Origin of the sequence: Paraburkholderia sp. RL18-101-BIB-B (assembly GCF_046026985.1) — a bacterium.
GTDB lineage: Bacteria > Pseudomonadota > Gammaproteobacteria > Burkholderiales > Burkholderiaceae > Paraburkholderia.
Genome location: NZ_JARESV010000008.1, coordinates 167,608 through 185,265, shown reverse-complemented (window position 1 = coordinate 185,265; position 17,658 = coordinate 167,608). Strand labels below are relative to the sequence as shown.

Below are 17,658 nucleotides of genomic sequence, written 5' to 3'. Positions count from 1 at the left end.
GCGCCAGGCGCAATCGCTGGCACCTGACGGGTGTCATAGGCATGGTTTGCGGACTGTAGGCGAGCAGTGTTTCGCCGGCGCAGGCACGAGGCCATGCGCGGCGGGCCGCTCGTCAAACGATGCGTTCCGGCCCTCATGGCCCACGGCCGGCAGAGGGCGCTGACGAACCGGGCTTGAGCCCGGTCCACGGTTCGGGGCCGTTCTTTTGCAGTAAGGCTGACATGGCAGGCATTCTGATCATTGCGCACGCTCCGTTCGCCACCGCGTTGCGCGATTGTATTTCGCACATCTATGGTGGTTTGCCGGCTCGCATCGGCGTAATCGACGTATCGCCGGATTGCGATCCCGTACAGCAGGTTGCGTTTGCGAACTCGGAAATCGAGCGCCTCAAGGAAGAAAACGGCGCGCTCGTCCTCACGGATATGTTCGGCGCCACGCCGGCGAATATCGCCGGACGGCTCGCGTCGCTGCCGGACGTGCGCGTACTGTGCGGCGTCAACTTGCCGATGCTGGTGCGCGCGGTCTGTTATCGCGCCACGCCACTCGACACGCTGGTCGACAAGGCACTCGCCGGCGCCACCAAGGGCGTGCATGCGATCGGACCGGCGACCCCGGCGCCCGTCGCGCCGACTGCGGAGTCCGGCGACTGTTTGCCGGCTCTGCCGCCCGATGCGGCGTGCGGTGGCGCGTGCTTGCCCGCCTTGCCGGCCGACGCCGACCTGACGCAGAAAGCCGACTCGGCTGGCTTGTAAGTAGCTCGGCCGGCGTGTCAGGGTGTCAAACGCATTGCAACCGCTTAGCAGTTTCACTTTTCACAACACTTACCCGCGCTTCGGACCATCACATGCTGCAACAGGAAACGACTATTGTGAACAAGCTGGGGCTGCACGCGCGCGCGTCGGCCAAGTTGACCCAACTCGCGGGCAACTACCAGGCGGAAATCTGGATGAGCCGCAATGGCCGCCGCATCAATGCCAAGAGCATCATGGGTGTGATGATGTTGGCCGCGGGCATCGGCAGCACGGTGCTGATCGAAACGGAAGGCTCGGACGAAAAAGAAGCGATGGACGCATTGTTGAAACTGATTGCCGATAAATTCGGCGAAGGGCAGTGAGCTAACGCGTCCACGTTGCGATGAGCAAAAAACGCCGCGGTTGTCCGCGGCGTTTTTTTTAGCGCGTGACAATGGCCGGACGAAACGCGCGTGAGGGCGCGCGCGTCGAGATGCACATGCAGGATTCGCATTGCCGAAACGCGAGACGGATGAAGGCGTATCACTACGGCTGCTTACGGTATTCGTGCTGCACTGCACACAGCCCCAGCGCACCTGCAAAGGGCGCGGAATTTATAATGACGACCAGTGTCTGAGAGCATTGCAGCGGTTTGCCGCGGCATTACACAACTAGAGGAGGTGCGCGTGTCCTTCACGCTGCATGGAATTCCCGTGTCACGCGGTATCGCCATCGGGCGGGCTTATCTGATCGCCCCGGCTGCACTTGACGTAGACCACTATCTGATCGAACCCGCCCAGATCGAGAGCGAGATCGAACGCTTTCGCGCGGCCCAGCAACACGTGCATCAAGAGCTCGACACGCTGCGCGCCGATCTCGCCGCGGACGCGCCCAGTGAAATGGGCGCGTTCATCACCGTTCATTCAATGATCCTGAACGATGCGATGCTCGTGCAGGAAACCTTCGACCTGATCCGCACGCGCCGCTACAACGTGGAGTGGGCGCTGACCGAACAACTCGAGCGCCTGTCGCGTCATTTCGACGATATCGAAGACGAGTACCTGCGCGAGCGCAAAGCCGACATCGAACAGGTGGTGGAGCGCGTGCTGAAGGCGCTTGCCGGTGCGTCGGTGGCGCTGGGCGCTGGCGTGCACGGCGCCTGCGACGAGATGATCGTGGTCGCCCACGACATCGCGCCGGCCGACATGATGCAGTTCAAGACCCAGACGTTTCAGGGTTTCGTCACGGACCTCGGTGGCCGCACGTCGCATACGGCGATCGTCGCGCGCAGCCTGGGCATTCCGGCCGCAGTCGGCGTGCAGCACGCGAGCGCGCTGATTCGTCAGGACGACCTGATCATCGTCGACGGCGATCACGGCATTGTGATCGTCGACCCCGCGCCGATCGTGCTGGAAGAGTACTCATATCGGCAGAGCGAGAAAGCGCTCGAACAGCGCAAGCTGCAGCGGCTGAAGTTTTCGCCCACGCAGACGCTATGCGGCACCCGCATCGAACTGTGCGCGAACATCGAGTTGCCGGACGACGCGCTCGCCGCGATCGACGCGGGTGCGACGGGCGTCGGCCTGTTCCGCACCGAGTTCCTGTTCATGAATCACAAGGACCGTTTGCCGGAAGAGGAAGAGCAGTTCGGCGCGTACCGTCGCGCGGTCGAGTTGATGAACGGCCTGCCGGTCACGATCCGCACGATCGACGTGGGCGCCGACAAGCCGCTCGATTCGATGAGCGGGGGCGACGGCTACGAAACCGCAGCGAACCCGGCCTTGGGGCTGAGAGCGATTCGCTGGAGCCTCTCCGAGCCGCAGATGTTCCTCACGCAGTTGCGCGCGATTCTGCGTGCGTCGGCGTTCGGCTCGGTGAAGATTCTGATTCCGATGCTCGCGCATGCGCAGGAAATCGACCAGACGCTCGATCTGATTCGCGAAGCCAAGCGCCAGCTCGACGACGCGGGCATGGCCTACGATCCGAACGTGCAGGTCGGCGCGATGATCGAGATCCCGGCTGCCGCGATCGCGTTGCCGCTGTTCCTGAAGCGGCTCGATTTTCTGTCGATCGGCACCAACGATCTGATCCAGTACACGCTCGCGATCGATCGCGCGGACAACTCGGTCGCGCATCTGTACGACCCGCTGCATCCGGCCGTGCTGTATCTGATCGCATTCACGCTGCGCGAAGCGAAGCGGGCCGGCGTACCGGTCTCGGTGTGCGGTGAGATGGCGGGGGATCCGGCGTTGACGCGTCTATTGCTCGGCATGGGCCTCACCGAGTTTTCGATGCATCCGAGCCAACTGCTGGTGGTAAAACAGGAAGTGCTGCGCTCGCATCTGAAGACGCTGGAGAAGCCGGTGGCGGATGTGCTGGCTTCGTTCGAACCGGAAGAAGTGCAGGCTGCGCTCAAGCGCGTGATGCTGGCCTGAGTCGCCGCGTTCACATCGTCAGAAACAGAAACGCCGCGCAATGTGCGGCGTTTCTGTTTCTGTGCGTGGCTGAGGCGCTGGCGTCAAGCCGTGTGCGTCTGCCCGCATACCGGGCAATCCGGCTGGCGCGCGATGCGCATCGTGGTCCACTCCATCCGCAGCGAATCGAGCATCATCAGGCGGCCGAGCAACGGCGTGCCGATTGCGCCGATCACCTTGAGCGCTTCGGCGGCCTGCATCGAACCGACGATGCCGACCGTCGGCGCGAACACGCCCATGGTCGAACACGCGACTTCCTCGAACGGCTGGTCTTCGGGAAATACGCAGGCATAGCAGGGCGACGCTTCGTCGCGGAAATCGAAGGTGCTGATCTGGCCGTCGAAGCGCAACGCCGCGCCCGACACCAGCGGCACGCCGTGCTTAACACAGGCGCGGTTGATCGCATGGCGCGTCGCGAAGTTGTCGGTGCAATCGAGCACGACGGTCGCATTCGGCACGTGCGCGTCGAGCCACGCGTCGTCGACGCGCTCGGCCACCGCGTTCACCACGACCTCGGGATTGATCTGCGCGATCGCGTCGCGCCCGGACTCCACCTTCTTGCGTCCGACCGAAGCGGTCACGTGCAGGATCTGCCGCTGCAGGTTGGTCAGGTCGACCGTATCGGCATCGACGAGTGTCAAGCGGCCGACGCCGGCCGCCGCCAGATACATCGCAGCGGGCGAACCCAGGCCGCCAGCGCCGACGATGATCGCGTGCGCGTCGATAAAGCGCTGCTGCGCCTCGATACCGATTTCATCGACGAGGATGTGGCGGGAATAGCGAAGGAGTTGATCGTCGTTCATGGCGGGGCGCGTGAATGTGTCGCGCGCTGAGATGCAGGACCGATGGGCCTGCCGTGCGCGTTTTCGATATTTTAATCGCGCCGGGAGCGGGTGTTCTTGCTGGTGCCGGGTATGACAGCGTGTCTTCGCAGCATGTTCCGCTGCGAAGACACGTCAGGTTTTGCTGCTTAGTTGCTTTGCGAAGCAGGCGCCGGTACCGGGCCCGATGCGCCCGGCACCGGTTGCGTCGGCTTCACCGCGACCGGCGCGGACGCCGACGTGGCCGGCTTGTTCTGCGCGAGACGGCGCTCGGTCAGCGACTTCGATTCCTGCACCTGCTTGCCCTCCAGCTTGTTCAGAGCCTGTTGCAGCATGAAGTCGTCGGTCGAACCGAATTCCACCGGCTTGCGCTCACGATCCTTCTGACGCTGTTCCGGCGTCTTCTTATCGTTCTGCTCTTCGAGCTGGCGCAACTGGTCCATGCGTTCCTGTTCGCGCTGTTCCGCTTCCTTCTTCTCGTTCGGGTCTTGCGTGTTCGCAAGGTGATTCGAGTAGTCGACTTCGCGGGTGACGAGTGCGTCGTCCGGATCGCCTTCTGCGTATTGATCGACCGCGATGTCAGGACGGATGCCCTTGTTCTGGATCGAACGGCCGCTCGGCGTGTAGTAGTACGCCGTGGTCAGACGCAGCGCGGTGTCGGCCGTCATGGGGCGCACGGTCTGCACCGAACCCTTGCCGAACGTAGTCTTGCCGACGATCAGCGCACGATGCTGATCCTGCAGCGCGCCCGCGACGATTTCCGACGCCGACGCGGAGTACGCGTTGGTCAGTACGATCATCGGCACGGTCTTGAAGATCGGCGCTTCGTCTTTCAGCGGATCGCTGTCGAAGGATTGCAGGCGGTAGTTGTCGTAGGTGTCGCGATAGACCTGTTTCGAATCCGGAATCTGGCCGTTGGTGGACACCACAACCGAATTCGGCGGCAGGAACGCGCCGGCCACGCCGACTGCGCTTTGCAGCAGACCGCCGCCGTTGTTGCGCAGGTCGAGCACGAGGCCCTTCAGATTCGGCTGCTGACGCGCGATGTCTTGCAGTTTCGCGGCCAGATCAGGCGTGGTGCGCTCCTGGAAGCTGGTTACCCGCACATAGGCGTAGCCCGGCGCGAGGATCTTCATCTTGACCGACTGGACCTTGATGATTGCGCGCGTGACGGTGAGCGGGAACGTGCGGTCGTCGGTCTTGCGGAAGATCGTGAGCGTGACCTTGGTGCCCGGGTCGCCGCGCATCTGCTTGACCGCCTGGTCGAGCGTCATGCCGCGCACGGGTTTGTCGTTGATACGGGTGATCAGGTCGCCCGGACGGATGCCGGCGCGGAACGCGGGCGTATCCTCGATTGGCGAAATCACCTTGATCAATCCGTCTTCGGACGAAATTTCGATGCCGAGACCGGCGAAGCGACCCTTGGTCTGCTCCTGCAGTTCTTCGTAATCGGTCTTGTCGAGATATGACGAGTGCGGGTCGAGGCTCGACACCATGCCCTTGATGGCGGCGGTGAGAAGCTTTTTATCGTCGACCGGTTCGACGTACTCGTGCTTGATTTGCCCGAAGACTTCGGCAAAGAGCCTGAGCTGGTCCAGCGGCAGCGGTGCAACAGCGTTCGACGCTGCGCTGGCGGGTTGCTGGGCCGAAGCCGAGAGTTGCAGGGTGGCAAATACACCGGTAGCAAGGCCCGCGGCAATCAGGCCGATATTTTTCAGGTTCTTTCGCATAGAGTCTGTTGCGGTCGGAAGCGCGTGGCAGCGTCGATAGAGATGGGGACGGACAAGTATAACTGCACACCCGCCAACTCAGGGCGCGGCGCAGCCAATCGTGATTCGACAGCACGCGCCGGGCCCGGTTCGTGGGATTGCGCGCACAACTATGAAGTAATGTGCCGTAACGGACTGATGGCGGCCAGAAGGGCGCTCGCAAATGACGTGAGCCGCGCTGACCGGTGCGTCTTGCCGGGCGGCGCGGCCCTTCTGCCGCCATTGCGCTGCATTTCTGACAGCAGCATGGCGGCAAGATGGCAGATCAGCCCGCCGCCTTACCCTGCTTGGCGACGGCAGCCTGCGCTTTGGCGATCGCTTCCTGGTCGCCCAGATAGTAGTGCTTGATAGGCTTCAGGTTTTCGTCGAGTTCATAGACGAGCGGCACGCCGTTCGGAATATTCAGGCCGACGATGTCGTCGTCCGAAATATTGTCCAGGTATTTCACCAGTGCGCGGATCGAGTTGCCGTGGGCCGCGATCACGAGCTTGCGGCCCGACTTGATGGCCGGCGCAATCGACTCGTTCCACAGGGGCAGAACGCGCGCGACCGTGTCTTTCAGGCATTCGGTAAGCGGCAGTTGCTCGCGCGGCACCTTGGCGTAGCGCGGATCGTCGTACGGTGCGCGCTCGTCCGTCGGTTCGAGCGCCGGCGGCGGCGTGTCGTAGCTACGGCGCCAGACCAGCACCTGCTCGTCGCCGAACTTGGCGGCCGTTTCCGCCTTGTTCAGCCCCGACAGCGCGCCGTAGTGGCGTTCATTCAGACGCCACGAATGCACCACCGGCAGGTACATCAGATCCATTTTGTCCTGCACGTGCCACAAGGTGCGGATCGCGCGTTTGAGCACCGACGTGTAGGCGATGTCGAACGTGTAGCCCGATTCCTTCAGCAGCACGCCCGCTTGCTGCGCCTCATTGTTGCCCTGCTCGGTGAGGTCGACGTCGACCCAGCCCGTGAAGCGGTTTTCCTTGTTCCACGTCGATTCGCCGTGGCGGATGAGAACGAGTTTGTACATGAGATTGCCGGTCGGTAGTGAAGAAGCCGTCAAGCGCCGCGGAGGTCCTCTAGAGGAGCGCCGCCATCGCGTCAGATGGTTATTTTATAATGGCTGGATTGCCCTTTCCGATTTCTCCCTTTTTCGGCGGATTTTCCGTGAAGTTTTTCACTGATTACACAAACCTTGTACTGATCGCGATCGTCCTCATCTCCGGTGGGTTGCTGCTGTGGCCGACGATCAGCCGGCGCGGCCGTGGCGGCCTGTCGGCCGCTGAAGCCACGCAACTGATCAACCGGCGCAATGCGGCGGTCATCGATCTGCGTCCGTCCGCCGACTACGCCAAAGGGCATTTGCCCGCGGCACGGCACCTTGAATTTGCAGAGTTGCAGGCAAAAGTCGCGCAACTCGTGAAAAACAAGAGCAACCCGGTGCTGCTGGTATGCCAGACCGGCCAGCAGTCGAACAAGGCAGCGCGTATCGTGCAGGATGCAGGTTATGCGGAAGTCCATGTTCTCGAAGGCGGTGTCGACGCCTGGCAGAAAGCCGGTATGCCGGTTGTGAAACAAGGAGCAGCGAAGTGAACAAAGTGATCATGTACAGCACCCAGGTGTGCCCGTATTGCCAGATGGCCGAACGTCTTTTAAAGTCGCGCGGCGTCGAGCACGTTGAAAAGGTACTGATCGACAAAGACCCGGCCCGTCGTGAGGAAATGATGACCCGGACCGGTCGCCGCACGGTGCCGCAAGTGTTCATCGGCGAGACGCATGTGGGCGGGTACGATGACCTCTCCGCGCTCGATCGCGCGGGCGGTTTGATGCCGCTGCTCGAAGCAACCGCCTGAATTCGCGCGCCCGCAGGCGCGTGAGCAGGGCGGATGAACACCAAGCCGGCGCGCCTCGCCTCTTCAGGGCGGGCGGCGCGCCGCAACGATCTGGCGGCCCATGCAAGCATGGGCCGCCGCCATGCATACCTATCAGGGAATCACTTCATCATGTCCGACGAGAATAACCAGCCGTTCTTCAACATCCAGCGCATCTACCTGAAGGACATGTCGCTCGAGCAGCCGAATTCGCCGGGCATCTTCCTCGAGCAGGAAATGCCCTCGGTCGAAGTCGAAGTCGACGTGAAGGCCGAGCGCCTCGCCGACACCGTGTTCGAAATCCTCGTCACGGGCACGGTCACGGCCAAGGTGTCGGACAAGGTTGCGTTCCTGATCGAAGCCAAGCAAGCCGGCATTTTCGACATCCGCAACATTCCGGCTGAGCAGATCGATCCGCTGGTCGGCATTGCCTGCCCGACCATCCTGTTCCCGTACCTGCGCTCGAACATCGCCGACGCGATCACCCGCGCCGGTTTCCCGCCGATCCACCTCGCCGAGATCAACTTCCAGGCGCTGTACGAGCAACGCCTCGCGCAGATGGGTGGCCAGGACGGCGCGGCGCAGAACGGCGTCACGCATTGATGTGTCACACGCGGTGTCGCAAGCAGTGCCGGCCATGAAGGTTGCTGTCCTTGGCGCCGGCGCGTGGGGCACAGCCCTCGCCGGCCATCTGGCCGTACGGCACGACACGGTGTTGTGGGCGCGGGAGCCCGCGCTCATTGCCGATCTCTCCGCTTCGCACGAAAACGCCCGCTATCTGGCGGGCGTTGCTTTGCCGCCGGCGCTTCGCTATGAAGCCGATCTGAACGCGGCGCTCGACCACGCGCTCGCCGACGATGCGTTATGCGTCGTGGCGACGCCCGTCGCCGGACTGCGCGGTCTGTTTCAGGCCATGCGCGACGCGGGCACAGTGCCGGCGCATGTGGTGTGGTTGTGCAAAGGTTTTGAAGCCGATTCGCAGTTGATGCCGCATCAGGTGGTCGCGGCCGAATTGCCGGAGCACGGCAGTAACGGCGTGTTGTCCGGTCCGAGCTTTGCGCGCGAAGTCGGGCAGGGCTTGCCGGTCGCGCTGACCATCGCGAGCGCGTCGGCGGCGTGCCGCGAGCGCACGGTCGCCGCGTTTCATCATGGCGCCATGCGCATCTATACCGGCGACGACGTCGTCGGCGTGGAAGTGGGCGGCGCGGTGAAAAACGTGCTGGCCATTGCAACGGGCATCGCCGACGGCCTCGGCCTCGGTCTGAACGCACGCGCGGCGCTGATCACGCGCGGCCTCGCTGAAATGTCGCGCCTCGGCGTGACGCTCGGCGGACGGGCGGAAACGTTCACCGGTTTGACCGGCCTGGGCGATCTGATCCTGACCGCAACCGGCGATCTGTCGCGCAATCGCACGGTCGGCCTGCAACTCGCCGCAGGCCGCACGCTCGACGATATTCTCGGCGCCCTCGGTCACGTGGCCGAAGGCGTGCGTTGCGCGCAAGCGGTCCTCGCGATCGCCCGCGCTCATTCAATCGAGATGCCGATCACGCAGGCGGTCTGTGCCGTGCTGTTCGACGGCGTGGCGCCGCGCGACGCCGTCAGCGCCTTGCTGCGGCGCGACTCCAAAGCTGAATAAGCCTTGTCTTTCAGCCGTTTAGCGCACAAATGCGCTGAACGGCTGCCCGCTATCGCTGTCCACGTTTTTATCGACGCTTCGGATCAGCGAGGTTCCCATGCTCAGATTCAATCGTTGCACGCTGGAAGCACGCGTGGTCGACATCACCACGCTCGCCGTGGATGCGATCGTCAACGCCGCGAATACGTCGCTATTGGGCGGAGGCGGCGTGGACGGCGCGATTCATCGCGCGGCCGGCAAGGATTTGCTGCGCGAATGTGAAACGCTGGGCGGTTGCGCGACCGGCGACGCGAAGCTGACCGGCGCCTACCGTCTGCCGGCTAAACATGTGATTCATGCCGTCGGCCCGGTCTGGCGGGGCGGGACGCATGGTGAGGCCGACTTGCTCGCGTCCTGCTATCAGCGCTCGCTGGAGGTGGCGCGCGAGGCGCAGTGCAACAGCATCGCGTTCCCCGCGATTAGTTGCGGCATCTACCATTTTCCCGCTGACGAGGCCGTGCGAATTGCGGTCGGCACGGTGCTCGACACGTTGCCGCGCACGCCGCAGATCGAGCAGGTAGTGTTCGCCTGTTTCGACGACGCCATGTTCGCGCGCTACGCGGCCGAATTGAAACGCCGTCAGGCGCCGCCTTCGAAGCCGGTCTGACGCCACGCTTCGAACACCACGACCGCGACGGTATTCGATAGATTCAGGCTGCGGTTGCCCGGACGCATGGGCAGGCGCACGCGTTGCTCGTTGGCGAACTGGTCGAGCACCGAGTCGGGCAGGCCGCGCGTTTCGGCGCCGAACACGAACCAGTCGCCGGATTGAAACGCGTGCTCGTGAAAGCGGCCCGAGCCGCGCGTGGTGAAGGCGAACATGCGCGCCGGGTCCGGCGATTCCTTGGCGATGAACGCCGCCCAGTCAGCGTGCACGTTCATCTGCGCGTACTCGTGATAGTCGAGGCCGGCGCGGCGCAACTTGGCGTCGTCGAGCGGAAAGCCGAGCGGCTCGATCAGATGCAGCCGGGCGCCGGTGTTGGCGCACAGGCGGATCACGTTGCCGGTGTTCGGCGGGATTTCCGGTTCTACGAGAACGACATTGAACATGGTGAACTCAGGTGGAGACTAGTTTTTCGGTGTGCGCAACGCGACGAAGTTGGTGACCCGCCGCGCGCCGGCTGCCTTGAGCGTGCGCGCCAGCGCTTCGAGCGTGGCGCCGGTCGTCATCACATCGTCGACGATGCCGACGTGCAGCCCTTGCACGGGCCCGGCGACCTTGAAAGCGCGACCCACGTTCAGGCGGCGGGCGTCGAGATCGAGCCGCGACTGCGGCGCGGTGTGAATCACGCGATTCAGCAAGGTCGCGTCGCTGCGTACATCCAGCGCGCGGGCCAGCGGCCTCGCGATTTGCCACGCCTGGTTGTAGCCGCGCTCGGTGAGACGTTTGCTTGCAAGCGGCACGGGCACGATCACATCCGGCCATTCAGTAAGGTCTTGCCACGAGTCCTGTGCAAGACGTGCGAGCCGTTGTGCGAACTCGCGCGCCAGCAGCAGGCGGGCGCGGAATTTCAGGCCGACCGCCAACGTGTCGAGCGGCGCCCGATAGTCGGCGAGGGCGAAGGTCGCGTCGAACGGCGGCGGCTCGTCGATGCAATCCGCACAGCGATATTGCGTGCGCGCCGCCCATCGCGAACTGGATAAGGGCACCGCACAGACGGTGCAGCGCAACCGGCTTTCGTTCCAGTAGGCTTCGTCGCAACCGGCGCACAGCGTCGTATGCGACAAATTGCCGCATAACGCGCAGAGGTTCGGCAACGCGGCGTGCATCACGCGCGGCCAGGCCGATTGCAAGGTGCGCGCGAAACGCGCGAATCTGCCGCCGGAAAATGACGAATTGGGTCGGAATGGCATGATTGGACCGCCCGCGAAGGCCTCTCACGCTGAATGGAAGGAAGCGAGCGAGTATACTTCCTGCTCCACGCCAGCACGACACTCATGTCCCCAACTCCCGCTCAATCAGGCCGTCCGGCCTATGATTCCCGGCGCCTCCGGCGGATCTTCGACCGCCGCGCAGCGACGTTCAGCGACGTCGCGTTCCTGCCTCGTGAAATCGCGCAACGCATGCGCGAGCGGCTCGACTACATCAAGGTCACGCCGGCGAGCGTGCTCGACGCCGGCTGCGGTGCGGGCGAAGACATCCCCGCTTTGCGCGAGCGCTTTCCCGAAGCGCCGGTGTTCGGCTCCGACCTGTCGCACGGCATGCTCACGCGCGCGCTGCAACACGATTCCGGCGACACGAGCTGGCGGCGCTTTCTGCCGGCCTCGCTCGGCAAAGCGCTCGGCGCCCGCGGTCCGCGTTTCGCGCAAGCCGACTTTTCGGCGCTGCCGTTCGCGGCCGGCGCCTTCGAATTCATCTGGTCCAACCTGGCGCTCCATTGGCACTCGCGGCCCGATCTCGTGTTTCCCGAGTGGCAGCGCGTGCTCAAAGTGAACGGCCTGCTGATGTTCAGCACGCTCGGTCCAGACTCGCTCAAGGAATTGCGTGGCGCCTACGCCGAAGTCGAGGCTGCGCACGGCGTTGCCTCGCGCAAGCACGTGATCGACTTCGTCGACATGCACGATCTCGGCGACATGCTGGTCGAAAGCGGCTTCGAGATTCCTGTGATGGACCAGGAAGTGCTCACCATTACTTATAAGTCGCCGCAGTCGCTGCTCGCCGACGTGCGCCGCTGGGGCGCCTATCCGTTCGAGCGCGAAGCGTCGTCGAGCGCCGCCGCGCGCCGGCTGCACAAGGCTTTGCTGGCGGCCCTCGAAGCCCGTCGGCGTGCCGACGGCACGATCGCGCTGACCTTCGAAGTGATCTACGGACACGCATGGAAAGCCGTGCCGCGCACCACGGCGGAAGGTCACGGCATCGTCCGAATCGAGGACATCGGACGCGGTTCGTCGAGGAATCGTTGAGGAATCGACGAGGCGGTAAAGAGGACATCTGTTATGTCTGAAATTACCGCTTCAAAAGACGCGCAAAAGGTGCGTCAAAACGGCGCGGAGGCTTGTCGCGCCTGGCTTGTGGGCCAATAGAGGCTTGCTTGTGGATGCTATGGATCGCGCCTATAATGCGTCAGTTTGTCGCCCGGAGTTCCCACATTTGGGGCGGCAGGCCCGAGGCACAGGGCAGCAAGATAAGATGGCGCAGCGGTGATCGAGCGGCCGGAATAATGGTCGCGAGCAATGGCCGCGGGCGGCGATTGGAGACAATCGGCGGGAGGCAGCGATGGGAGCATCAGATCTGCTGGCGGATTCAGAACCAGTTCTCAAAGACTGGACGATGAAACGCAACTGTTCGATATCGCCGCGGCAGTTCGTATGTTTCTACGTGTCGCTTGCGTTGTTCTCGTTGGCAATTGCTTTCATGCTGGTTCTGGTCGGCGCCTGGCTGGTGTTGCCGTTCACCGGTGTCGAATTGCTGGCGGTGGGCATCGCGTTTGCCATATATGCGCGTCATGCTGTGGATTACGAGCGTATCCGGTTGTTTCAGAACCGGCTCGTCATCGAGCAGGTCAGCGCCGAGCAGCTTACGCAGTTCGAGTTCAATCCGCGCTGGGTGCGGATCGAGGCGGGCGCAACACCGCGTGACCGGATCAAACTGGTCTCGCGCGGGCAGACGATCATGATCGGGCAACATCTCGCGCAGTATCGGCGCGCGCAGTTCGCAGGCGAATTGCGTATGTGGCTCACGCGTTGTTAGGGGCCCCCAAACCTGGCGCTTGGCGCCGGGCCCTCCAAGGGGGAAGAAAACCTGGGGCGACCCAGACGTTTTCTTAGACGCGTGGAGTCGCGCGGCGTTCACGGGGAGCGCGAGGCAACCTGCCAGCGGGGTCGAGGGTTTGAATGGAAATTTTGGGTAAGGAAGCTATGAAAACAATCAAGCGAGCCCTCATGGGCGTGCTGGCGATGAGCGGACTGCTTTTCGCCGGCGCGGCCCTGGCAGTGGGCGATGTTCCGGGCGGCCCTGCCGTCAACGAGATCAATCTCCAGCCGCCTGCGACGAAAATCGCTGAGGAGCTTTTCAGCCTCCACATGTTCATGCTGGTTCTTTGCCTGGTCATCTTCGTCGGCGTGTTCGGCGTGATGTTCTATTCGATCTTTGCGCACCGCAAATCGAAAGGCCACAAAGCTTCCAACTTCCACGAAAGCACCACCGTCGAAATCATCTGGACGATCGTGCCGTTCATCATCGTCGTGCTGATGGCGCTGCCCGCCACCAAGACGGTGGTCGCGATGAAAGACACCACGAACGCCGACGTCACCATCAAGGTCACCGGCTATCAGTGGAAATGGGGCTACGACTACGTGAAGGGCCCGGGCGAAGGCATCAACTTCCTGTCCACGCTGGCCACGCCGCGTGCGGAAACCGATGGCCGTGAGCCGATTTCCACCACGTATCTGCAGGAAGTCGACAATCCGCTGGTCGTCCCGGTCGACAAGAAAATCCGCATCATCACCACCGCGAACGACGTGGTCCACTCCTGGTACGTGCCGGCTTTCGGCGTGAAGCAGGACGCGATTCCGGGCTTCGTGCGCGACACGTGGTTCAAGGCTGAGAAGGTCGGCACATTCCGCGGCTTCTGTACCGAACTGTGCGGCAAGGAACACGCGTTCATGCCGGTGGTGGTCGAAGTGCTGTCCGCCGACGACTACGCGAAGTGGGTCGACACGCAGAAGAAGAAAATGGCCGCCGGCCAGGACGATCCGAACAAGACCTACACCATGGCCGAGCTGATGGAGCGCGGCGGCAAGGTCTACGCGGCGAATTGCGCGGTCTGCCACCAGCCGACCGGCAAGGGCGCGGGCGCATTCCCGGCGCTCGACGGCAGCAAGATCGCCAACGGCGCGATCGCCGAGCACGTCAGCCTGGTGCTGAAGGGCAAGAACGCGATGCCGTCGTGGGCGCCTACGCTGAACGACGTCGAAATCGCTTCGGTGGTCACGTACGAACGTAACGCGTGGGGCAACCACACCGGCGACATTCTCCAGCCGAAGCAGGTTGCGGACGCCCGTAACGGCAAGCTGCCGGAAGGCGGCAACCATCTGGCCGATGCAGGCGCAGCGGCGAGCGGCGCAGAAGCGGCTTCGGGGGCGGCGGCAGCATCCGGCGCCTCGGGCGCGGCAGCGGCGGCACCGGCAGCTTCGGACAGCGCGGCAACGCAAGCAGCATTGCCGGCGAGCATCTACTTCGAAACCGGCAAGAGCACGTTGCCGGCCGACGCGAAAGCCGCAGTCGACGCAGCCGCGGCCTACGCGAAGGCGCATCCGGACGCGAAATTCACGCTGTCGGGCTTCACCGACGCCACCGGCTCCGCCGACCTCAACGCGAAGCTCGCGAAGAGCCGCGCCGAAGCCGTGCGCGACGCGTTGAAAGCAGCCGGCATTGCCGAAGACCATATTATTTTGAAGAAGCCGGAAACGATCACGGGCGGCAGCGACGCGAAAGAAGCCCGGCGTGTTCAGATCAGCCCGGCTGCCTGACGTGTTCATGGTCAGCACCGCAGTATTCGCTTTAGGAGATTGTCATGTCTAGCATCGGACACGATGTAGTCGCAGGCCACGAACACGTGCACGGCGACCATGCTCACGAAACGCCACATGGCTGGCGTCGTTGGCTGTTCGCAACCAATCACAAGGACATCGGTACGCTGTACCTGATCTTCTCGTTCACCATGTTCCTCTCCGGGGGCGTGATGGCGCTGATGATCCGTGCCGAACTGTTCGAACCGGGCCTGCAGATCATGCGTCCCGAGTTCTTCAACCAGTTGACCACCATGCACGGCCTGATCATGGTGTTCGGCGCGATCATGCCGGCTTTCGTCGGCTTCGCGAACTGGATGGTGCCGCTGCAGATCGGCGCATCGGACATGGCTTTTGCCCGCATGAACAATTTCAGCTTCTGGCTTCTGCCGGTGGCGGCTGTCCTGCTGGTCGGCTCGTTCTTCTCGCCGGGCGGCGCGACCGCCGCGGGCTGGACGCTCTACGCGCCGCTTTCCACGCAGATGGGCCCGGGCATGGACTTCGCGATTTTCGCGGTCCACTTGATGGGTGCTTCGTCGATCATGGGCGGGATCAACATCGTCGTGACGATCCTGAACATGCGCGCACCCGGCCTCACGCTGATGAAGATGCCGATGTTCGTGTGGACCTGGCTGATCACCGCCTACCTGCTGATCGCCGTGATGCCGGTTCTGGCAGGCGCGATCACCATGGTGCTGTTCGACCGCCACTTCGGCACGTCGTTCTTCAACGCGGCAGGCGGCGGCGACCCGGTTATGTACCAGCACATCTTCTGGTTCTTCGGGCACCCCGAGGTGTACATCATGATCTTGCCGGCGTTCGGGATCGTCTCGCAGGTGATTCCGGCATTCTCGCGCAAGCCGCTGTTTGGCTATAGCTCGATGGTGTACGCAACCTCGTCGATCGCGATTCTGTCGTTCATGGTTTGGGCGCACCACATGTTCGCGACCGGCATGCCGGTGACAGGCCAGCTGTTCTTCATGTACGCGACCATGCTGATCGCCGTGCCGACAGGCGTGAAGGTGTTCAACTGGGTCGCGACGATGTGGCGCGGTTCGCTGAGCTTCGAAACGCCGATGTTGTTCGCGGTCGGCTTCCTGATCGTGTTCACGTTCGGCGGTCTGTCGGGTCTCATGCTGGCGATGGCCCCGCTCGACATCCAGTATCACGGTACTTATTTCGTCGTCGCGCACTTCCACTACGTGCTGGTGGCGGGCTCGCTCTTCGCGCTGTTCTCCGGCTGGTACTACTGGGCGCCGAAGTGGACCGGCTGGATGTACAACGAAACGCGCGGCAAGATCCACTTCTGGGCGTCGCTGTTCTTCTTCAACCTCGCGTTCCTGCCGATGCACTTCGTTGGCCTCGCAGGTATGCCGCGTCGTTATGCTGACTACCCGGCACAGTTCACGGACTGGAACCAGGTCATCTCGATCGGCGCGTTCGGCTTCGGTCTGGCGCAGGTCTACTTCCTGTTCGCGGTTGCACTGCCGGCCTACCGTGGCGGCGGCGAACTCGAAAAGGCTGGCGACAAGCCGTGGGACGGCGCAACGGGCCTCGAATGGACCGTGCCGAGCCCGGCTCCGTTCCACACGTTCGAAAACCCGCCGACCGTCGAATAATCGGTAGTTGGTGAGGTAGCGGGTTCTGGTGCCGCAAGTTATATCGCCATCAGAACCTGACAGCCGCCTAAGCGGTGGCTGTCGACCGGTAGTCACGAAAGCAGGTATTCAGAAAGTCGAGCATGACGCGCAATTCACTGGAAAGACGTACGCCGGAACAGATTCGCGCAGGCAACCGGCGTATCGGTTTTGTGATGTTCGTGATCGCCGCGGTCTTTTTCGCGAGCGTCATCATCCATCAGAAGTGGTTTTCCTGACGGACTGATCCAAGTCTGTGTGCAGGTTTGTTGAGGATTGAGATGTCGACGCAACCGCCGGCTCAGGCCGACCGCTCTTTTAACCGTTCGATGCTGATCAAGCTGTTCATCGTCGCGTTGATGATGTTCGGTTTCGGTTTCGCGCTGGTGCCGATGTACCGCGCAATCTGCCAGATCACCGGCATCAACAACCTCGTACAGCGTGACGCCACGGTGCGCGAGGCGAAGAATACGCAGGTCGACATGAGCCGCACGATTTCGATCGAATTCGATGCGAACGCTCGCGGCCCGCTGGGTTTCAAGCCGGAGCAGCGCAGTCTCGACGTGCATCCGGGCGAAGTGACGACGGTGATGTACGAGGTGAGCAACGAACAGGCGCGCACGATTCAGGCGCAAGCCATTCCAAGCTACGCGCCGAAGCAGGCCACCGAGTACTTCAAGAAGATCGAGTGTTTTTGCTTTACGCAGCAGACGTTGGCGGCGAATCAGACGAAGCGCCTGCCTGTGGTGTTCGTGGTCGATCCGAAGTTGCCGAAAGACGTGAAAACGATCACGTTGTCGTACACGTTCTTTGAATTGAGTACGCCGGCAGCGGCGACGGCCGGAAGCGCAGCACCCACGGCCAATACGGATACACGCGCGGCGGCCACCGCCGCCAATCCCGCCTGACGGCTCGCGCCGCAGGCGAAGGAAGAAGAAAAGAGATGAGCGATAACGGCGGCAGCCCGCGCAAGAGCAGTTTTGGTCAGTCGATGCGTGCGGTGCTCTGGTCGTTTTTCGGGGTGCGCAAGCGTCGCGATCTGGAGGCGGACGCCACGCAGTTGAACCCGCTGCACGTGATCGCGGCAGCGTTGATCTGCGCGGCAATTTTTATCGTGGTGCTGATTCTGATCGTACGGGCCGTAGTAGGGTGAAGTGCCAGGCGCACACGTAGAATCGGGCGAA

General features: G+C 62.9%; 20 protein-coding genes. 15 read left to right on the top strand and 5 right to left on the bottom strand.

All coding sequences use genetic code 11. The features are described from left to right. Positions 1-221 precede the first annotated feature (221 nt). The 3 genes from P0D73_RS15245 (at position 222) to ptsP (ending at position 3,166) form a co-directional block, all read left to right on the top strand. A complete protein-coding gene (locus tag P0D73_RS15245) occupies positions 222-752 on the top strand; it encodes a PTS sugar transporter subunit IIA (RefSeq protein WP_132376166.1) in 531 nt (176 codons plus the stop codon). 92 nt (positions 753-844) lie between these two features. Continuing rightward, positions 845-1,114: an HPr family phosphocarrier protein gene (locus P0D73_RS15240; protein ID WP_012431596.1), complete on the top strand. Its 270-nt coding sequence runs from the start codon at positions 845-847 to the stop codon at positions 1,112-1,114. A gap of 303 nt (positions 1,115-1,417) precedes the next feature. Then, positions 1,418-3,166 (top strand): phosphoenolpyruvate--protein phosphotransferase, encoded by a 1,749-nt coding sequence (gene ptsP, locus P0D73_RS15235; protein WP_408284137.1) that lies wholly within the window; start codon positions 1,418-1,420, stop codon positions 3,164-3,166. 83 nt (positions 3,167-3,249) lie between these two features. Here ptsP and P0D73_RS15230 read toward each other — a convergent pair whose 3' ends face one another. The 3 genes from P0D73_RS15230 to gpmA all read right to left on the bottom strand — a co-directional run bounded on the left by P0D73_RS15230 (position 3,250) and on the right by gpmA (position 6,810). Beyond that, positions 3,250-4,008, bottom strand: a complete 759-nt coding sequence (locus P0D73_RS15230) for a HesA/MoeB/ThiF family protein (protein WP_408284139.1) — start codon at positions 4,006-4,008, stop codon at positions 3,250-3,252. A gap of 167 nt (positions 4,009-4,175) precedes the next feature. Continuing rightward, complete coding sequence (locus P0D73_RS15225; protein WP_132376163.1) at positions 4,176-5,756, bottom strand: S41 family peptidase; 1,581 nt, start codon at positions 5,754-5,756, stop codon at positions 4,176-4,178. A gap of 304 nt (positions 5,757-6,060) precedes the next feature. Beyond that, a complete protein-coding gene (gene gpmA / locus P0D73_RS15220) occupies positions 6,061-6,810 on the bottom strand; it encodes a 2,3-diphosphoglycerate-dependent phosphoglycerate mutase (RefSeq protein WP_132376162.1) in 750 nt (249 codons plus the stop codon). 137 nt (positions 6,811-6,947) lie between these two features. Between gpmA and P0D73_RS15215 the strand changes: the two genes are divergently transcribed. The 5 genes from P0D73_RS15215 (at position 6,948) to P0D73_RS15195 (ending at position 9,933) form a co-directional block, all read left to right on the top strand. Then, positions 6,948-7,373, top strand: a complete 426-nt coding sequence (locus P0D73_RS15215; RefSeq protein ID WP_012431601.1) for a rhodanese-like domain-containing protein — start codon at positions 6,948-6,950, stop codon at positions 7,371-7,373. Next, complete coding sequence (gene grxC / locus P0D73_RS15210) at positions 7,370-7,633, top strand: glutaredoxin 3 (RefSeq protein WP_007179466.1); 264 nt, start codon at positions 7,370-7,372, stop codon at positions 7,631-7,633. The genes P0D73_RS15215 and grxC overlap by 4 nt, the downstream gene beginning before the upstream one ends. 150 nt (positions 7,634-7,783) lie before the next feature. Beyond that, a complete protein-coding gene (gene secB / locus P0D73_RS15205) occupies positions 7,784-8,254 on the top strand; it encodes a protein-export chaperone SecB (RefSeq protein WP_007179465.1) in 471 nt (156 codons plus the stop codon). 34 nt (positions 8,255-8,288) lie between these two features. Further along, on the top strand, positions 8,289-9,287 hold the full coding sequence (locus tag P0D73_RS15200; protein ID WP_408178252.1) for an NAD(P)H-dependent glycerol-3-phosphate dehydrogenase: 999 nt from the start codon (positions 8,289-8,291) through the stop codon (positions 9,285-9,287). A gap of 97 nt (positions 9,288-9,384) precedes the next feature. Further along, a complete protein-coding gene (locus P0D73_RS15195) occupies positions 9,385-9,933 on the top strand; it encodes an O-acetyl-ADP-ribose deacetylase (RefSeq protein WP_408178253.1) in 549 nt (182 codons plus the stop codon). Here P0D73_RS15195 and trmL read toward each other — a convergent pair. Continuing rightward, complete coding sequence (gene trmL, locus P0D73_RS15190; RefSeq protein WP_132376159.1) at positions 9,906-10,376, bottom strand: tRNA (uridine(34)/cytosine(34)/5-carboxymethylaminomethyluridine(34)-2'-O)-methyltransferase TrmL; 471 nt, start codon at positions 10,374-10,376, stop codon at positions 9,906-9,908. The genes P0D73_RS15195 and trmL overlap by 28 nt on opposite strands. Positions 10,377-10,394: 18 nt before the next feature. Next, positions 10,395-11,180 carry a phosphoribosyltransferase family protein gene (locus P0D73_RS15185; RefSeq protein WP_408431812.1) on the bottom strand — a complete coding sequence of 262 codons (786 nt, stop codon included), beginning with the start codon at positions 11,178-11,180 and terminating at the stop codon, positions 10,395-10,397. Between the two features lie 84 nt (positions 11,181-11,264). Between P0D73_RS15185 and P0D73_RS15180 the strand changes: the two genes are divergently transcribed. The 7 genes from P0D73_RS15180 (at position 11,265) to P0D73_RS15150 (ending at position 17,627) form a co-directional block, all read left to right on the top strand. Then, positions 11,265-12,230 carry a methyltransferase domain-containing protein gene (locus P0D73_RS15180; protein WP_408178255.1) on the top strand — a complete coding sequence of 322 codons (966 nt, stop codon included), beginning with the start codon at positions 11,265-11,267 and terminating at the stop codon, positions 12,228-12,230. Positions 12,231-12,543: 313 nt separating this feature from the next. Continuing rightward, positions 12,544-13,017 carry a DUF2244 domain-containing protein gene (locus tag P0D73_RS15175; RefSeq protein ID WP_132376156.1) on the top strand — a complete coding sequence of 158 codons (474 nt, stop codon included), beginning with the start codon at positions 12,544-12,546 and terminating at the stop codon, positions 13,015-13,017. Between the two features lie 143 nt (positions 13,018-13,160). After that, complete coding sequence (gene coxB / locus P0D73_RS15170; protein ID WP_408178256.1) at positions 13,161-14,798, top strand: cytochrome c oxidase subunit II; 1,638 nt, start codon at positions 13,161-13,163, stop codon at positions 14,796-14,798. A 44-nt stretch (positions 14,799-14,842) separates the two neighbouring features. Beyond that, positions 14,843-16,456: a cytochrome c oxidase subunit I gene (gene ctaD / locus P0D73_RS15165; protein WP_106282189.1), complete on the top strand. Its 1,614-nt coding sequence runs from the start codon at positions 14,843-14,845 to the stop codon at positions 16,454-16,456. 122 nt (positions 16,457-16,578) lie between these two features. Beyond that, positions 16,579-16,713: a cytochrome oxidase small assembly protein gene (locus P0D73_RS15160; protein WP_243658215.1), complete on the top strand. Its 135-nt coding sequence runs from the start codon at positions 16,579-16,581 to the stop codon at positions 16,711-16,713. A gap of 42 nt (positions 16,714-16,755) precedes the next feature. Then, complete coding sequence (locus P0D73_RS15155) at positions 16,756-17,382, top strand: cytochrome c oxidase assembly protein (protein ID WP_408178257.1); 627 nt, start codon at positions 16,756-16,758, stop codon at positions 17,380-17,382. A gap of 35 nt (positions 17,383-17,417) precedes the next feature. Then, positions 17,418-17,627, top strand: a complete 210-nt coding sequence (locus P0D73_RS15150) for a DUF2970 domain-containing protein (protein ID WP_132376153.1) — start codon at positions 17,418-17,420, stop codon at positions 17,625-17,627. Positions 17,628-17,658: the final 31 nt, after the last annotated feature.

What these genes read in the sequence shown, in the direction of transcription:
- P0D73_RS15155 (WP_408178257.1), top strand. Translation starts at nt 16,756, where the DNA reads ATGTCGACGCAACCGCCGGCTCAGGCCGACCGCTCTTTTAACCGTTCG.
- P0D73_RS15195 (WP_408178253.1), top strand. Translation starts at nt 9,385, where the DNA reads ATGCTCAGATTCAATCGTTGCACGCTGGAAGCACGCGTGGTCGACATC.
- P0D73_RS15240 (WP_012431596.1), top strand. Translation starts at nt 845, where the DNA reads ATGCTGCAACAGGAAACGACTATTGTGAACAAGCTGGGGCTGCACGCG.
- P0D73_RS15150 (WP_132376153.1), top strand. Translation starts at nt 17,418, where the DNA reads ATGAGCGATAACGGCGGCAGCCCGCGCAAGAGCAGTTTTGGTCAGTCG.
- ctaD (WP_106282189.1), top strand. Translation starts at nt 14,843, where the DNA reads ATGTCTAGCATCGGACACGATGTAGTCGCAGGCCACGAACACGTGCAC.
- P0D73_RS15230 (WP_408284139.1), bottom strand. Translation starts at nt 4,008, where the DNA reads ATGAACGACGATCAACTCCTTCGCTATTCCCGCCACATCCTCGTCGAT.
- P0D73_RS15245 (WP_132376166.1), top strand. Translation starts at nt 222, where the DNA reads ATGGCAGGCATTCTGATCATTGCGCACGCTCCGTTCGCCACCGCGTTG.
- trmL (WP_132376159.1), bottom strand. Translation starts at nt 10,376, where the DNA reads ATGTTCAATGTCGTTCTCGTAGAACCGGAAATCCCGCCGAACACCGGC.
- P0D73_RS15225 (WP_132376163.1), bottom strand. Translation starts at nt 5,756, where the DNA reads ATGCGAAAGAACCTGAAAAATATCGGCCTGATTGCCGCGGGCCTTGCT.
- P0D73_RS15185 (WP_408431812.1), bottom strand. Translation starts at nt 11,180, where the DNA reads ATGCCATTCCGACCCAATTCGTCATTTTCCGGCGGCAGATTCGCGCGT.
- secB (WP_007179465.1), top strand. Translation starts at nt 7,784, where the DNA reads ATGTCCGACGAGAATAACCAGCCGTTCTTCAACATCCAGCGCATCTAC.
- P0D73_RS15175 (WP_132376156.1), top strand. Translation starts at nt 12,544, where the DNA reads ATGGGAGCATCAGATCTGCTGGCGGATTCAGAACCAGTTCTCAAAGAC.
- gpmA (WP_132376162.1), bottom strand. Translation starts at nt 6,810, where the DNA reads ATGTACAAACTCGTTCTCATCCGCCACGGCGAATCGACGTGGAACAAG.
- coxB (WP_408178256.1), top strand. Translation starts at nt 13,161, where the DNA reads ATGGAAATTTTGGGTAAGGAAGCTATGAAAACAATCAAGCGAGCCCTC.
- P0D73_RS15180 (WP_408178255.1), top strand. Translation starts at nt 11,265, where the DNA reads ATGTCCCCAACTCCCGCTCAATCAGGCCGTCCGGCCTATGATTCCCGG.
- P0D73_RS15200 (WP_408178252.1), top strand. Translation starts at nt 8,289, where the DNA reads ATGAAGGTTGCTGTCCTTGGCGCCGGCGCGTGGGGCACAGCCCTCGCC.
- P0D73_RS15160 (WP_243658215.1), top strand. Translation starts at nt 16,579, where the DNA reads ATGACGCGCAATTCACTGGAAAGACGTACGCCGGAACAGATTCGCGCA.